The 16,538-nt window shown below is 38.7% G+C and carries 15 protein-coding genes; 10 read left to right on the top strand and 5 right to left on the bottom strand.

Annotated features, from left to right (window positions below; genetic code table 11):
• Nucleotides 1–27: 27 nt before the first annotated feature.
• From FTU16_RS00990 to FTU16_RS00980, 3 genes are all read left to right on the top strand, one after another.
• Nucleotides 28–651: a LysE family translocator gene (locus tag FTU16_RS00990; RefSeq protein ID WP_078191198.1), complete on the top strand. Its 624-nt coding sequence runs from the start codon at nucleotides 28–30 to the stop codon at nucleotides 649–651.
• 217 nt (nucleotides 652–868) lie between these two features.
• On the top strand, nucleotides 869–1,429 hold the full coding sequence (locus FTU16_RS00985) for a hypothetical protein (protein ID WP_180162506.1): 561 nt from the start codon (nucleotides 869–871) through the stop codon (nucleotides 1,427–1,429).
• A 149-nt stretch (nucleotides 1,430–1,578) separates the two neighbouring features.
• On the top strand, nucleotides 1,579–2,076 hold the full coding sequence (locus FTU16_RS00980) for a hypothetical protein (protein ID WP_180162505.1): 498 nt from the start codon (nucleotides 1,579–1,581) through the stop codon (nucleotides 2,074–2,076).
• 78 nt (nucleotides 2,077–2,154) lie between these two features.
• Here the strand turns inward: FTU16_RS00980 and metG are convergent, their stop codons facing one another.
• Nucleotides 2,155–4,215, bottom strand: a complete 2,061-nt coding sequence (gene metG, locus FTU16_RS00975) for a methionine--tRNA ligase (protein ID WP_180162504.1) — start codon at nucleotides 4,213–4,215, stop codon at nucleotides 2,155–2,157.
• Nucleotides 4,216–4,386: 171 nt separating this feature from the next.
• On the opposite strand from metG, the gene FTU16_RS00970 reads away from it, so the two are divergent.
• Both FTU16_RS00970 and FTU16_RS00965 read left to right on the top strand, forming a co-directional pair.
• Nucleotides 4,387–5,181 (top strand): hypothetical protein, encoded by a 795-nt coding sequence (locus FTU16_RS00970; RefSeq protein WP_180021465.1) that lies wholly within the window; start codon nucleotides 4,387–4,389, stop codon nucleotides 5,179–5,181.
• A gap of 240 nt (nucleotides 5,182–5,421) precedes the next feature.
• A complete protein-coding gene (locus tag FTU16_RS00965) occupies nucleotides 5,422–5,820 on the top strand; it encodes a hypothetical protein (protein WP_180162503.1) in 399 nt (132 codons plus the stop codon).
• Nucleotides 5,821–5,869: 49 nt separating this feature from the next.
• Here FTU16_RS00965 and FTU16_RS00960 read toward each other — a convergent pair whose 3' ends face one another.
• Nucleotides 5,870–6,193, bottom strand: coding sequence for a hypothetical protein (locus tag FTU16_RS00960; protein ID WP_180007519.1), 324 nt, complete (start codon nucleotides 6,191–6,193; stop codon nucleotides 5,870–5,872).
• Nucleotides 6,194–6,539: 346 nt separating this feature from the next.
• On the opposite strand from FTU16_RS00960, the gene apbC reads away from it, so the two are divergent.
• Nucleotides 6,540–7,811 carry an iron-sulfur cluster carrier protein ApbC gene (apbC, locus tag FTU16_RS00955; protein WP_180162502.1) on the top strand — a complete coding sequence of 424 codons (1,272 nt, stop codon included), beginning with the start codon at nucleotides 6,540–6,542 and terminating at the stop codon, nucleotides 7,809–7,811.
• A 501-nt stretch (nucleotides 7,812–8,312) separates the two neighbouring features.
• Here the strand turns inward: apbC and FTU16_RS00950 are convergent.
• Genes FTU16_RS00950 through FTU16_RS00940 form a run of 3 tightly spaced genes read right to left on the bottom strand, consistent with a single transcriptional unit; the run spans nucleotide 8,313 to nucleotide 11,801 of the window.
• A complete protein-coding gene (locus tag FTU16_RS00950; RefSeq protein WP_067764590.1) occupies nucleotides 8,313–10,325 on the bottom strand; it encodes a TRAP transporter permease in 2,013 nt (670 codons plus the stop codon).
• Complete coding sequence (locus FTU16_RS00945) at nucleotides 10,322–10,816, bottom strand: DUF1850 domain-containing protein (RefSeq protein WP_227591861.1); 495 nt, start codon at nucleotides 10,814–10,816, stop codon at nucleotides 10,322–10,324. Before FTU16_RS00945 ends, FTU16_RS00950 begins: the two co-directional genes overlap by 4 nt.
• Nucleotides 10,794–11,801 (bottom strand): TAXI family TRAP transporter solute-binding subunit, encoded by a 1,008-nt coding sequence (locus FTU16_RS00940; protein WP_067764588.1) that lies wholly within the window; start codon nucleotides 11,799–11,801, stop codon nucleotides 10,794–10,796. Before FTU16_RS00940 ends, FTU16_RS00945 begins: the two co-directional genes overlap by 23 nt.
• Nucleotides 11,802–12,237: 436 nt before the next feature.
• Here FTU16_RS00940 and FTU16_RS00935 point away from each other — a divergent pair, with 436 nt between their 5' ends.
• From FTU16_RS00935 to FTU16_RS00920, 4 genes are all read left to right on the top strand, one after another.
• Complete coding sequence (locus FTU16_RS00935) at nucleotides 12,238–12,831, top strand: LysE family translocator (protein WP_180023160.1); 594 nt, start codon at nucleotides 12,238–12,240, stop codon at nucleotides 12,829–12,831.
• Between the two features lie 112 nt (nucleotides 12,832–12,943).
• Entirely contained in the window at nucleotides 12,944–13,513 is a 570-nt protein-coding gene (dcd, locus tag FTU16_RS00930) for a dCTP deaminase (protein ID WP_005008040.1), read from the top strand.
• A gap of 245 nt (nucleotides 13,514–13,758) precedes the next feature.
• On the top strand, nucleotides 13,759–15,819 hold the full coding sequence (locus FTU16_RS00925) for a hypothetical protein (RefSeq protein WP_180162501.1): 2,061 nt from the start codon (nucleotides 13,759–13,761) through the stop codon (nucleotides 15,817–15,819).
• Between the two features lie 10 nt (nucleotides 15,820–15,829).
• Nucleotides 15,830–16,519, top strand: coding sequence for a hypothetical protein (locus tag FTU16_RS00920; RefSeq protein WP_180162500.1), 690 nt, complete (start codon nucleotides 15,830–15,832; stop codon nucleotides 16,517–16,519).
• The last annotated feature ends 19 nt before the right edge of the window (nucleotides 16,520–16,538 follow it).

The raw sequence follows: 16,538 nt of genomic DNA, 5'->3' as shown, positions 1-16,538 counted from the left end.
ACGAATTTAAGTGAAAACGGTGTGACAGTGGAATCATTTTGGATATTAGGCTCGATTGCGGCAGCACTATTACTTGGTGCAATGAGCCCGGGGCCAACGTCAATTTATGTGGCGAAGAATTCCATTGCGATTTCACGTAAACACGGTTTATTTACCGCTCTTGGTACAGGTTTGGGCGCTGCAATATTTGGCCTATTAGCGGTATTGGGTTTGCAGGCATTTTTATTGGCTGTACCTTCTGCTTATTTGGCTTTAAAAATTTGTGGTGGTTTATATTTGCTGTGGATGGCATTTAAAATTATTAAACATGCCAAAGAACCGATTGAAGCAGGCGATGCGAGCAGCTCGCAAATGTCACTCCGTCGTGCATTTACCACTGGTTTAATTACCCAGTTGTCGAATCCTAAAATTGCAATTGTGTTAGCCAGTATTTTTACGGCACTTCTACCGAAAGAGATTCCGACGTATTTTTACTTTGTACTGCCAGTTTTGTGTTTCTTTATCGATGCAGGGTGGTGTTCATTGGTCGCTGTGGCTTTGTCAGCAGAAAAACCACGTAAAGTCTATTTGAAGTTTAAAGCGGGTTTTGATCGGGCAGCAGGGGCAGTGATGACAGTGCTTGGGTTAAAGCTGATTTTTGGGATGAAGTGATTATAATAAGCAAGTATGTTTTTTAAAAATCCTATATAGTTTAGGACTCATGTAGAATTCTTAAAAGTTGCTCACTGTTTAAGATGGTTTTTATTTGAGCAAATTAAATAGGTCTTTATGTAAATTTCATTTGTTAAAACAAAAAATAAATCTTATTAAAATATAGGTAAAGTTTAAAATGATAATAAAATCAATAATATTTATGGGAATTATATTTTTGAGCTGTATTGTCTATTCAAAGCCAACAGTATTGGCACAGGCCGGAGATGTTAAAATTATTCAAACAAATTGTAATGATAAAACTTATCAATGTGACTATATTAAAACCTATCAGAATAAAACTGAGAAATTGATAAGCGAATGGAGTAAAACTGCAATTGCTTATCAATTTAGTCCTGATCTGATTGGGTTTAAAATTGGTGCGACAAATATTCCACACTTACTTATGGTCTATAATGAATCAAATCATAAGCAAGATTTTTTTGAAGCTTTAATGGTAGATAATAAAAACAAATGTTTCATTACCCATGAAAAAGTTAAAAAAGGCCAGTACGAGATTAAATTTTACCGAATACCGAGTTTAAAAACGTATTTTGTTATAAGTCATAAAACAAAAGGTTTAGAAGATTTTACTAGGCTTGCAACATATTATAGATTTGAGGAAGATGGTTCTTTTCATTTTAATTATGAATTAATCGAAGATGATGAGAGTTACTATAAAGAAATTAAAATTATGAATCCGTGTAGTGAGAAACCAAAGGTAACTTTAGTGACATAGGGGGATAATAGGGGCTAACCTCATTATATTTTAATTCTAAGTTTAAAAGAGAATAGTAATGACATGATCCTTTTTTTAATATTTAGCATTAATATTCAAGAAATGTCAGTAAAATAATATTGTATCGTAGAAGTTCAAGAGTACTAATAATGATTTATAAAGCTTTATTCTTAAGTTTACTAAGTGGATTTGTATGTCAAGCATACGCACATGAGCATTTTCATAAAACACGTTATGGTAAGTTTCAAATAAAAGAATCAGATGATTATCCACGTGGTGCGTTGTATTTTAATAACAAACTGGTTAACCCTATGGTAGAAGGAAATACTAGTTTAGATGTTAGAGGGATATACCAGTTAAATAGTGATGATATCCTACTTGTTGAGGAGATTGGTGGAAGCGGTTGCCCTGTTACATTGTATTTCGTAAAAATTTCTTCAACTAAGAAATTGACAGTTTCACCTGCCTTTGGATCATGTTCTGATTTAATTAAAGTCAATGCTTCGGCCAGTAAAATTGTAGTGAAAATGCCTGATTTTATGGGTGTACCTGACAATGAAGCTCAACAAATTGCAGGTGCAAAGTATAAAATTACCTATATTTATGACGGTCAAGTACTTAAAGAAAATGGAAAAATAATACGCTAAAATAATATAGATTATATTTAAGTTTAATAAGAAAAAGCCCCTACAACGTAGAGGCTTTTCTTATCTTAATCTAAAAAATTAAGAAACTTTATCACCAGCTTTAGCACCAGTTTCAGGTGAAATAACCCAAACACCTTCGCCATTACCCGCAGCTAAAACCATACCGTTAGAAATACCAAAACGCATCTTACGTGGTGCAAGGTTAGCCACCATCACCACTAATTTGCCTTTTAAGTCTTCAGGTTGGTAGAACTCACGAATACCGCTAAACACGTTACGTGGCTCAGCTTCGCCGACATTTAAAGTCAATTGAAGCAGTTTGTCAGAACCTTCAACGTGAGCAGCTTCTAAAACTTCCGCTACACGTAAGTCAACTTTCATAAAGTCTTCAATGCCAATAATTTCAGCTTCACCTACTTTAGGCTCAGGCTTCTTCTCGACAGCTTTTTTCTCTTTTTTCTTTTCCGCTTTTGGTGCTTCCGCAGGTGCCGCTAAAGAATCTTTAGATGCATCGACCATTGCAGCAACAGCTTTTGGATCTACACGTTGCATCAATGGTTGGAATTGAGCAATTTCATGATCCACCAAAATCGTTTTACCAGAAGCAAAGTCGAAAGATTCTAATTTTAAGAAGCTCTGAACTTCTGCTGCCAATGTAGGAAGTACTGGTGCAAGGTAAACCGCCAATTGACGGAACAAGTTAATACCAACAGAACATACATCATGAACTTGCTGTTCCTCGCCTTCAATTTTCGCAAGTGCCCAAGGCTTTTTCTCGTCGATGTATTGGTTGGCTTTATCTGCAAGCGCCATGATTTCACGGATGGCTGCAGAGAATTCACGTGCTTCGTATTGCGCTGCGATTGAAGCACCTGCATCAATAAAGCTTTGTACCAATTCAGGCTCAGCACACGTTGCAGAAAGTTTGTTATCAAACTTAGTATTGATGAATTTCGCACAACGGCTAGCGATGTTTACCACTTTACCAACAAGGTCTGAATTCACTTTTTGAACGAAATCATCAAGGTTCAAGTCAGAATCTTCAACTTTGTCAGAAAGTTTAGATGCGAAGTAGTAACGTAAGTATTCAGGGTTCAAATGCTCAAGATACGTTTCCGCTTTAATGAACGTACCGCGAGATTTAGACATCTTTTGACCGTTTACAGTCAAGAAACCGTTGACGAATAAGCTTGTTGGGGTGCGGTAGTTTGCACCTTCAAGCATTGCAGGCCAGAACAACGCGTGGAAGTAAACGATGTCTTTACCAATGAAGTGATACACCTCATTTTTAGAATCTTTTTTCCAGTAGTCTTCAAAGCTTAGGTCAGGACGTTTAGTCTTGATGTAGTTTTCAAAGCTCGACATATAGCCAATTGGCGCATCAACCCAAACGTAGAAGTATTTGTTTGGCGCATCTGGAATTTCAAAACCGAAGTAAGGCGCATCACGTGAGATGTCCCAATCAGACAGACCTGCTTCAAACCATTCATCGAGTTTGTTGGCAATCGACACAGGCAGACGACCTTCGTCACGTGTCCATTTTTGTAGGTAATCACCAAAATTCGGTAGCTTAAAGAAGTAGTGATCTGAAGATTTCTCTACAGGTGTCGCACCGCTTAAAGTCGATTTTGGATTCAACAATTCAGTTGCGTTGTATGTTGTACCACACACTTCACATGAGTCGCCGTATTGGTCTTCCGCTTTACATTTCGGGCATGTACCTTTAATGAAACGATCCGACAAGAACATTGCTTTTTCAGGGTCAAACAATTGCGTCACAGGGCGTACAGCAATGTTGTCCGCTTCACGGTTCTTAATGTAAATCTCTGAAGCGCGTGCTTGGTTTTCAGGGCTATTAGTTGAGTCGTAATGGTCAAAGTCAACTCTAAAGCCAGCAAAGTCACGTTCATGTTCTTTTTGCACATTGGCAATTTGCTGTTCAGGCGAAATACCATTGGCTTCCGCACGTAGCATAATCGCTGTGCCGTGAGCATCATCCGCACATACATAAGTCACGTTATGACCCATTGCACGCATGGCACGAACCCAAATATCAGCTTGGATATAACCGAGTAAATGACCCATATGAATTGGGCCATTCGCGTATGGAAGGGCGTTAGTAACTAAAATATTACGCACGGATATGACTCTCTCATTCGTATTTATGCAATGGGCTGTAATTTTACATGAGATAGCCAGTACTTGCACAAGGGAATAGGTGAAATCTTTGCAAAAGTAAAAAAATCTATATTGCTGACACAATTACAGTGATAATAGGGCATAACTGTGATGCCTAAGAGTAACAAGCCCATGTATGAAGATGACTATGAAGACGATCAGCCAATCACTCGTATTCCTCAAAATGAACAGCGTCATAAATTGGGGCATCACATTATCAAAGATGCGCAGCAATATTTAGAACAGATTTCAGCAGATGAACATGCCTTACTGATTCAAACCCTGCGTCATTTGGCACAAGATGAGCCTTACTTCGATATTTTGGCCGATGAATTAGATCAGCCGGTAGAAATGAAAGTAGCGAATGATGCTTTAAATTTATTGTATTTTTGGCAACTGCTTCATCAACATGAAAATGATGCAGACTTTGATTTTCTGAATGTCATCAATAGCGAGTTTTTCCAAACTGAAATGTTGAAAGCCTTTGATGCTTTGAATATTGGTGAACATAAAGCAGCGCGCCGTCAGGTACTTTTAGATGCGTTTAAACTGTATAAATTAAATATTCATGCAGGCTGTATCCCTGTGTTATATGCACAGCTTGAAGGTATTTTGACGGACGTCTTGATTCAAACCGGTTTCTTAAATCAAAACGGCACTAAATTTGTCGATGTCTATAAAATTGTACCGGGACTTAAAGGCAGTGAAATTAAAAGCCTTTGGCACAAATCTAAAATTGCCAATGAGTTGAATCCGTATTTTGCCGAATTGGCGGCCTATCAAATGGATAGCAGCTCTACCGTAGCGATGACCCGCCATAATATTTTGCATGGTACCGATGTCGCGCATTTTAATCAGGGACGGAGTTTCATCCTGTTTATTTGGCTGTTTTCCGCAGTGAGCTTTATGAGTACGGTCAGCAAATAAGTTTAATTTCAAGAGATCAATGCATCGGAATGGCGTTGGTCTCTTTTCATAACATCATCCTTTAAAATTAAAAGCTTAGAAAAAATAACCATACAAATTTTCATTAAACCATTGTGAAAATAGGCAATCACATGGCGTTTTCCTGTGGTTGATTTGTTTCTAAATGCATCTATTTCAGGTATCTGCTTCAAATCGCGTTATAACTATTGTTAGACAATAACTGCGAACAGGGTGAGCGAGATGACAACAGAAAACACATTAAATGATTTAAAAAATAAAGCATCAGAACTCGGTGATGACATACAACTCAAGGCCAAAGAGGCGCAACTAGAAGGCGAAAAAGCACTCGATGGTGCAAAGCATAAAGTTGAAGAACTCAAGCTTGAGGGTGAAAAAGCCTTAAATGAGGCCAAACATGAACATGCAGAACAGCATGCAGAAACCAAAGACCGTCTAGAGCAGTTAAAAGCAGAAGCGAGTCATAAGTTTGATGAAGCCAAAGTCAAAGCAGCCGAACTTAAACATGAGGCTGTGGAAAAATTTGATGAACTAAAAGTGCAGGCTACAGAGAAATTTGATGAGTTAAAAAAGAAAGCCACTGACACACTGCATAAGTTTAAAAAAGATGATCAAGCTTAATTGGGTCTGATGAAAAAAGCCGCTCTATCTTGAGCGGCTTTTTTAGGATTCATTGTTTTAATCCATCTAAATTTTCAGTCTTAATATTTTTGACTTGATCATCGACTACGGTAATCACGTAGCGCATATTAGCAATTTCATAGGTGTAATCTACTGCTAGTTTTGCAGGTTGATTTTTCTCTTGCAGCGGATAAGACAGCATTTTCATCGGAGAAGCTTGCATACGCGAGCGCATGAGATCGAGGCTATCACCAATCGCCACAGTTTGTCGGTCAGGTGTTTGAATGGCTTCAGTCGCAATTTCTGCATAGGCTGCTGAAGTCAGGAGCATCAAGGCACATAAAGTCGTTTTATACACAGACTTCTTATACATAGTCTTCCCCATTTTTAAAATTAAAAGCACAAAATGTGCCGTTGAATGGCACATCCATCGCTATGATTATTTTGTTGAAACGATTGAAATATAGACTGAAATTACGCTGTAAATGTATGGTTGAAATGTAATCAATTTAAAATTTAATTGCATTGGTTTAACCGCATAGATCAACTACAAGGGCATTTTAAGTGTCGCACGTTTGAAAACTTGTTTGAAAGCTGACTAAATTACTCAACTTTATAAGCTTATAGGGATAAGTCATTCATCTCCCTCTTACTCTGTGGCAGATGAACAGGTAAACTATCGCTATTATCTTTTGATGTTCCTGTTTGGAGACAACATAATGTCGTGGCTTTCTTCTCTAAAATCTGTGTTTTCACCCTCCCAAGAGGTGAAAGAGGAGGAAATCCAACAGGTTTTACAAAACTATGTACTTCCCAATTCGAATAATGCCTTAAAAGACCGTATTACTCAGGTGAATGTGCAAGGTCAGATCTTACAGATCACGATTAATACCTTTCCTTCAGAAGCCGATGACTTACAAAAAATCCATGATGATTTGGCTGATGCGTTGGAAAAATGCGGCATTAACGAACTGAATATGCATGTGATTCAACAAAAAACAGGGCATAAATCTGAAGGTGGTTGTGGTCATCATCATGCAGAAGGCGAAAGCTGTTCTAGCCAAGAAAAAGCTGATAGTTCAACAGCAAAAAGTCAGTTACCTCCAGTTGTGGATGCGTCTGCGAAAACACCTGAAGTACCTGCTGAAGTTGATCCGAATAACCCACCGATTCAAAAAGCCGCTCCACAACAACGTGATGTACCGAAACATCCACGCATTAAAAATGTCATTTTGGTGTCATCTGGTAAAGGCGGTGTGGGTAAATCGACCACCACTGTGAACTTGGCGCTCGCATTACAACAGCTGGGTTTAAAGGTTGGGGTATTAGATGCAGACATCTATGGTCCAAGTATTCCAACGATGCTCGGCAATGCAGGCCGCACGCCGATGATTGAAGCTGAGCAATTTGTTCCTATTGAAGCATATGGTATGGCTGTGCTTTCAATTGGTCACTTAACTGGGGATAACAATAAGCCAGTGGCTTGGCGTGGGCCGAAAGCGACAGGGGCGTTAATGCAGCTCTTTAACCAAACTTTATGGCCTGATCTGGATGTATTGGTCATTGATATGCCACCAGGCACAGGTGATATTCAGTTGACGCTTGCACAGCGTATACCGGTGACAGGTGCTGTGATTGTGACGACACCACAAAACGTTGCATTAATGGATGCGACCAAAGGCATTGAGTTGTTTAATCGTGTACATATTCCCGTGATGGGCGTGGTTGAAAATATGTCGACTCACATCTGTTCGAACTGTGGGCATGAAGAGCAAATCTTTGGTACAGGTGGTGGCGACCAACTTTCAGCCCAATACGACATTCCGCTCTTAGGTCGTTTACCGCTGAATGTACAAATTCGTGAAAATGCCGATGCAGGGAAACCATCTGTGATAGCAGGTGATGATGCTGCTGAAAGCTACATGGCGATTGCACAAAAAGTTGCAGATGCATTACCTCAGGCTGAAAAAGATAAAAACCGTATTTTCTAAGGGTGAACTGAAATTTAAGTTGATCGTATTAAAATCTGGCCTCGTGCCAGATTTTTTATAACGTGGTATTGGGAGTGTTTGAAAATTATGAGTACTGAACTTTAGACATTCAACGATGTCTATGAATTACACATCTAAAAAACGATTTGCACAATTTCTTATTTTTCCTGCGATTATAAGCCGTCTGCCAAGGATAAAATTCTTGAGGCATATCAAAGGATGTCGCGTTTGTACTTAGTTTTTACAAAATAGCTTTCACGATATTTCTATTATTTTGGCTAGGATCAATTCTTTGAACGGCAGTAACTGTACAAACGCATTGTGTCTTAGATTTTTTGCCAAATGTCCTCTGTTACAAGGGGCTTAGCATTGAAAAAATATAGAGGAACAAATAATTTTAAATATTATTTGAAGTCATTAAAACCCACCCATCAAATGAGGGTACGCCTTAGTCTAAGAAATTAAAAAGCCCGGTAATTACCGGGCTTTTTAATTGGTTTTTTAGGAGGAAAGAGACGGGTTTGCTTTACGTTTAGCAGTGATAATATTCACCGTAATTGCGATGATGACCATGATAATGCCTACAATATCTGTAATGGTTTCTGGAATAATCATACACAGCGCACCCACACCTAAAAAAATACGCCAGAACCAGTTGAGATAAGTCTTGAAATAACCTTCAACTGCGGAGCCTAAAGCGAGAATTCCTATCACTGAAGTGACAGTAATACTCACTATAGTTGTCCATGCAGGAAAGGCAAATTCTCGAGCATTGACTGCAACATTGGTGGTATCAATCATCAGCATGGCAGGGTTATAAACGAATAAAAATGGAACAATAAAACCAGCAAGAGATAGTTTTAAGGCCTGAAACCCAGTGCGCATTGGATCACCGCCTGCAATTCCTGCGCCCGCAAAGGCGGCAAGGGCAACTGGTGGGGTGATGTTTGCAAATAAACCAAAATAGAACACAAACATATGCGCGACTAATACAGGGATATCAAAGTTTGCGAGTGCTGGTGCTGCCATGGTGGCAGTAATGATATAGGCCGGAATAGATGGAAGCCCCATGCCTAAAATCATCGATGCAATCATGGTTAAAAATAAAGTGAGAAAGAGACTACCTGCACCTAAACTCATAATTGAAGAAGTCATTACTGAACCAAAACTTGTCAGACTTACTACGCCGATAATAATACCAACGACAGCACAAGCAGCCATCACAGATAATGATTGTTTGGCTCCATCAACGAGCGCATCTAAAATATCTTTTACACCCATTCGTGTTGATTTTCTTAAAGCTGCTACAAAGATGGTCAGGACGATGGTGTAGACAGCAGCATAGCTCACAGGAATATTTTGAAATAAGAAAAAGACCAGTGCCAAAATTGGAATAAGTAAATGTCCACGCTCTTTTAGAACTTCTTTTACTTTAGGTAAATCAGCTTTAGGTACGCCTTTCAGATCATCTTTACCCGCACGGAAATGAACTTGAGCCATGACGCCAAGGTAATACAATAAGGCAGGTAATAATGCGGCTAGTGCAATCGTGCCATAACTCACGCCAGTTGTTTCGGCCATAATGAAGGCACTCGCACCCATGACTGGCGGCAAAATTTGTCCACCGACGGATGCACTGGCTTCAACGGCACCAGCAAAATTCTTGTGATAACCAATTTTTTTCATCAATGGAATGGTAAATGAGCCTGTGCCAACAACATTGGCAACAGCAGTTCCATTAATACTGCCCATAAATCCACTTGAAATTACAGCAACTTTGGCAGGACCACCTTGTTTATGACCCGCCAATGCCATGGCAAGATCATTGAACAATTTCCCCATACCTGATTTTGCAAGAAAAGCACCAAAAAGGATAAATAAGAAAATAAAAGTGACGGATGCACCAATTGCCGAAGAATATAAGCCTTCGGTTTTTAAATACATATGTCCGAAAATGTCGCTGATGGTATAAGGGCGAGTAATTAATCGATCTGGCAACCAATCAAAGTGACTGATAAATGTATAGGTCAGGAAAATTAAACTTAAAATGGGCAGCATCCACCCCATGACCCGGCGAGTTGCTTCTATGACTAATACCACACTCATAATTGCAAACGCGATATCTAAGGTATTTGGAATACCACCTCGAGTGGTCATAATAGATTGATATTCTTTCCATAAATATAAAAAACTGAAGATGGAAAGCAAAGCCAAGAACCAATCGAGAAGTGAAATATGCTGCCGGGAGCTTGCTTGACGAGCTGGATAGAGTAAGAAAATGAGTGCTAGGCCAATAGCGACATGGGCTGCACGCTGTATTAACTCAGGTAAAGGATTAAACGTAATAAATAAATGAAATAATGAATAAAAGATCGCTACAAATGCAACAAAGTAGGTAACAGATTTGCTCATATTGATTCGAGTAACAGATTCCCGATCAAATTTTTCTAATATGGCTTGTTGTTGTTTCTCATCGAGTTGTTCTAATACAACTTTATCTTCTTTGGAATTCATAGGCATTCTCCAATCCACCAAGACTTCCATTTGGGTTGATATTGAACCGAGATGTTGACCAAACTATAGTCTGGGTAACTTTGAAAAATAGACCAAATTTTTTGGTCAGCGAGGATCGTGCCTTGCATATTTCTAGAAATCACCCAGTTGATTTCATCTATATTTTGATTGACCCGCATTCTAATCACACCATTTTTTTGAAACTCAATGGGATAATTTGAGGGTGTACCTGCACCAAATGAAATCAAATCGGTGTGGCGCAGTAAAAACTTATTCTTTTGACGCTGATATTGTTCAGACCAAGCCGTCTTTTCTACTGAATGCTTCCACTGTAAATCAAATTGATCAGTTGAAATTTTGCATATATCAGTTTCAACTCTAACCTGCGTATACAGTGTTGGATAGCTAGCATAGATTAAGAAGAACAATATAAAAAATGCAGTATAAACTGCATTTTTTTGAAGCTTATTATTTTTTAGCCACTTCATCATAGTAGCGTTTCGCGCCTGGATGTAGAGGCGCTACAAGGCCTTGTTGAGCACCTTCAAGCGTGATTTCTGTTGCTGCTTGGTGTGAAGTTGCCAATTGAGGCAAACTGTCAAAGAAAGTTTTTGTTAGTTTGTAGACATCATCATCCGATATATCTGTGCGAACAACTAATGCATTTTTAATTGCGGCAGTTTGAATGTCCGCAGTATTGCCATATGTGCCTTTTGGAATAATCATCGGTAAGAAATAACTTTGATCTTTAGCTATTTCTTTGACTTTATCTGCATTGATTGAAACTAACTGTAGATCAAAGCTTTGTTGAAGTTCCATGAGTGATGAATTTGGAATGCCACTAGTCAGGAATGCTGCATCAAGCTTGCCACCTTTTAAAGCATCAGCGGCTTCAGCATAGCCTAAATAATCAACTTTAATATCTTTATAGGTGATTCCAAAACCATTCAACAGTGTACGTGCATTTACTTCTACACCTGAATTTTGTGCACCTACAGCGATACGTTTACCTTTCAAATCTTCGATATTTTTGATCCCTGATTTTTTAGAGGTTACGATTTGTACGTAGTTGGGATAAAGCGCTGCGACTTGGCTGACATTCTCAACTTTACCATTTGCGAAACTTCCTGCTCCGTTCAGTGCTTCTGTTAAGCTGTCACTCATAACAAATGCCATTTCAACTTTATTCTGTTTGAGAAGGTTTAAGTTTTCGACTGATGCACCTGTAGTCTGAGTCTTAGAATTTACACCAAAAGTTTTGTTATAAATTTCTGCAAGACTCGTCCCAATCACATTGTAAGGTCCTGATGCTCCGCCAGTTGCAATGGTTACGAACTTGGTTTGAAGTTTGTCAGATGTAGCAGTTTCTGCGCTTTTTCCTTCCGTGGTATTTTTTGAAGTAGATTGATCATTTGAGCAAGCAGTAATACACGCCAAAGTAACCGAGAGTAACGTGAGTTTTGTCCATTGGTTCATAGAAACGTCCTTTTACACATAAATTTTGAATATTGATTTGATGAGTTTTAATTTTAATTTCCACTACTCAATTGAACATAACTTAATCAATTATTTTTGAAAAGTATTTTTTTTTTATTTTTTAGTCTCCAATAAATAATGGTTATGCGTAAGAATGGCATGGAGCTATATCGTTTATTTTAATAATATTTTGTTACGTGTAAAAACTGTAGGGTATACATGGAATCATGTGAAATTTCTTTTATAAATATAAGTTCAAGATATTTCTTTGAATTGTAAGGTGCTCTGAATGACTGTTCAGCTAAGGTTTTGTTTTTCTATTTAAGTTACTGAATTTATAATTAAATAAGGAGTTTTTTATAAGCATTTCTATTTTTTATTTTGCTAATACGAAACAACTGAATTAATCTTCGCGGATTAAGTTTGAGGTCAAAGTATGATTTCATGGTTTTTTATTGGTCTAGTTATCAGTATTTTGTTAACGCCGGGACCAACCAATACGCTACTCGCATCTTCGGGTATTCAAGTTGGGCTACGTAAATCATTCCGACTCATTCCAGCGGAAGCCTTTGGTTATCTTATTTCGATTAGCCTATGGGGTTTTCTCATCGGTAAAATTTCCGTATATCTACCTTTATTGCCGACCATTTTGAAATTGTTTAGTGCTGGCTATATTCTATTTTTGGCTATGCGATTATGGCGTACAGCAACTGTTGCTGAAAATTTTAATCAAAAGGGCATTCGTGCACGCGAACTTTTTGTTGCGACGTTATTAAACCCCAAAGCATTATTATTCGCATCTGCGATTTTTCCTGCATTGGCTTGGCAAAATGCGCAGTATTATGTAGCTCACATGCTAATTTTTTTGTTGTTGATCGTTCCAATAGCATTCTTTTGGACCTTTCTTGGTTCAGTTTTGGCATCGAATAAAATTAGTTGGCTCAATCAAGCCAATTTACAACGAACAGCGTCATTGGTCTTGGTTAGTTTTTCGATACCACTGAGTTATTCTGCGATTTTAAAACTTTAAATTGATTTGAAAATGACTAAATCCGCTTAGTTCGGCAAAGCTTATTTTCATTAAGTTGGATTTCAGTTAAAGTACCACGCAATAATTGATTTAAGTTTTTGGATAGAGATAAATGGCTATTAAGTCTGATCGTTGGATTCGCGAAATGAGCGAAAAACACGGCATGATTGAACCGTATGCAGAAAACCAAGTCCGTTATGATGAAAATGGCGAAAAGCTTATTTCGTATGGCGTGTCGAGCTATGGTTATGACGTGCGCTGTGCTCGTGAATTTAAAGTCTTTACCAATGTTCATTCAGCAATTGTTGACCCTAAAAACTTTGACGATAAAAGCTTTATTGATATCGAATCAGACGTTTGTATCATTCCGCCAAACTCGTTTGCACTAGCACGTACAGTCGAATATTTCCGTATTCCACGTAATGTGTTAACCGTTTGTTTGGGTAAATCAACCTATGCTCGCTGCGGTATTATTGTCAATGTGACGCCTCTTGAACCAGAGTGGGAAGGTCACGTGACTTTAGAATTTTCGAATACAACCAACTTGCCTGCACGTATTTACGCGGGTGAAGGTGTCGCACAAATGTTGTTCTTTGAATCAGACGAAGTGTGTGAAACCTCTTATAAAGACCGTGGTGGTAAATACCAAGGTCAAACCGGTGTGACTTTACCGAAAGCTTAATCCTTCGGATTTAGTTTAAAAAAAGCGGGCGAATTAGCCCGCTTTTTTGTTGGGTCATTCATCGGAAAATAGACCATTCGGTGGGGAAGTTTTTGCAATTGAGTAATTATTCAGCATAATAAAAAGTTAAGTGACTGGTCTATCACAAGTCTCCATTTAAGGAATAAATGGACAATAACATCAAAGCCAGTTCTCAGGAATAAATATAAGAGAGATGCAGAGCATCTGATAAAAGGAAGGTCGAGATGACTCAATTCACCCAGGCTAAGTTATTCCGCCAGAGTTGCTTAGCAGCCGCAGTCAGCATGTTTGCTGCACCATCTGTTTATGCGCTTCAAGATTTATCAGATGAAGCACTTTCAGCCACAACAGGTGAAGGTGTTGCACTCACTTTAGAAAATTTCAAAATGGTCTTTCAAGGGCCAAATGACCGTTCTACGGCTTCTAGTTATGCGTCTGGTATGGTTGATCCAGGGAAAAGCGATACAGGTTTTATTCGGATTATTCCTACAGGTGAAAACTATGAACAATTAGGCCAGCGTGCTTACGATAAAATCTATAAAGCTGCATATGTTGATGCCTATCAGCAAGGCCGAGTTACGGGCTATAACGGTGTTTATGACTCCACTTTCTTAAGTTCTAAAAGCACCTATGAGACCAATAATGCTACACGTATTACCAATGAAACCATAGCAACATATTCAACAGAATATCGTGGCCGATTAGTACAGTCTTATCTTGAATCACCAACGATGAAGGCATATTACGATCAGCGTTATGCAGATTATTATGATGGTTCATCGTCTGGTTTGAAATTAGAAGATGATGGTACAACGAAAGAATCAATTACACCGTGGTTAAAAGAAAAGTCTCAAGCTGCTGCTTTAAAAAATACCTATGAAATGATTGAGTTACTATACGGTAACAATAGTACGGGTAATTTACCTACTGGGTCTACGTTTTATAAAAATTATGTCTCAGGAAAAATTACACGTTCAAATCTTATTGATCCAACAAAAGATGCTCAGTTAAATGCCAAAGCTGCAGAAACCCTCAATCAGTTGGCAACGGACTATGCCAAGCTTGAAGCTCAAAAGGCGAGTGATTCAGCATTAGCAACGGTGAAGAAAAATGCTGAAATTACAGCAAAACAAATTGCCTCGACTGCGACCGTATCGAGCCTCAGATCGAAAGCAGATGTATTTATATATGGCTTAGCCCTGTCCAATAGCAAAGATAAAAATGGAAAAAGTTCATTAGCAACGCGCTATACAGACCAAGGATTTAATTGGGGTACAGCAGAAAACCCATGGCTTTTCCATGCGGGTAATCAAGATGTTGAACAATTTGCGAAAGATAATAAGGGGAATGTTGGTTACTTAGCGATTGAGGCACCATTAAAGAAAATTGCGGCAGATGATGCATCTAACAACATCAAGCTTGGTTTGTGGATGGATGTATTTTCACGGTCGTTGAATTCAAGCAATGTTGTTGATCCGATTACCGGTGCGCCGACTAGCGGCTTAGATAAAGACTATCGTTTACGTACTCAAATTGTTGCGAATGGCCTGAGTTTTAATGGATCACAAGTTCGAATTTTTCAAACCCTAAAATCTACAAATACAAATTACAACCAAACCTTAGGTTTAGCCAGTTTAATTCGTATTAATACCAATGATCGTGCTGAGTCACTGAGTATCAATGATGGAGATTTGGATGCTCGCGGCATGCGTATCAGTACAGCTGCACGCCCTGAATTGGATGATGGAACAGCAGCGACACCAGCGATGGATCGATCTGCAGCTCCAATCTTTCATGAAACTGAAGGTCTATATTTATATAGCCCAAATATCAATTTAGTTTTAGGAAATATGTATCAGCCCTTTATTGTGGGTTCAGAAGGTCGAAATATTATTTTGGAAGTGACACGTATTCCAAATGTACCTTCTATTTACAGTAAAATTTATACTTACTATACGGATATCGCTGGTAATACCACAGGTACATCGGGTTTAAATGCCTCAGACTTTAAAGGATCAACCTGTAACGTCTATAGTTGTGGCACGGAGTTAAAAGCAAACTCTTCAGATGCGACAGCACTATATCAAGGACGTAATGCAACACACAGTAGCATTGCGATCGGTACAGTAGAGCGCTTGCCTGGTAATCTGTTGAATGCAAAAAGTACGGATACGGCGACAGGTGTGGTTTTTAAAGGTGTCAATGGACAAAGCACGAACTTAGGATCTGTTGCCATAGATGGCGTCTTGATTCAGCACTTAAAAATAAGAACAACAGGGCTGTAGGAGAAATTACATGTATAAAATTTTATGCGCTGTTGTTTGTGCTGCACTGACACAAACTCATGCAGGTTTAGTGTCGATGGATAATAGCGAACTTACTGCTGCAACCGGTCAAGGGGGAGCAGATTTGAGTTGGACGCTTTCATTAAACCATCAATACGCCAATGATATGTCGAAAAACAACATTTCTATCATGGATGCGAATGGTAAAACGACTCAAGCTTTTTATGGATATCAATGTTCATCCAATGAGTTTTGTCGCTTAGCACTTGCACCCAATAATCATGTGGATGCAAATGGTAATAAGAAATGGTTGGTGTTTAAACAGTTTCAAGGAACGTTACAGATCGATCAATTTTCACTAGATGGTGTGACGATTATCAATCGTGAAGGTAATCCGCAAACGGCTATGCAGTTAACATTTTATGATGACAAGCCATTAAAAATCAGGAATTTAGGCTTTTCTACGTTGGCGGTGGAAACAGGTACGACAGGTAAGGAAGGTTATGAGAATACCAGTACTTATACGACCTATACCGAAAAGAAAGCTGATGGAACAACTTCAACTTTAGCTGTGCCTGATTTTGATCGTGGTTCAGAACAAGGATTTATGGGTGTTAATGTGCATGGCAACATGCACATGAGTGGAAAGTTAAACATCTTCAGTTTTAACTGCTCTGGAAATGGTGCAGGTCGCTGTTAATCAGCTGTGACTGAATATA

Source organism: Acinetobacter sp. YH12069 (assembly GCF_013419675.1).
Taxonomy (GTDB): Bacteria; Pseudomonadota; Gammaproteobacteria; order Pseudomonadales; family Moraxellaceae; genus Acinetobacter; species Acinetobacter amyesii.
This window is presented reverse-complemented; position numbering and strand designations above follow the sequence as displayed.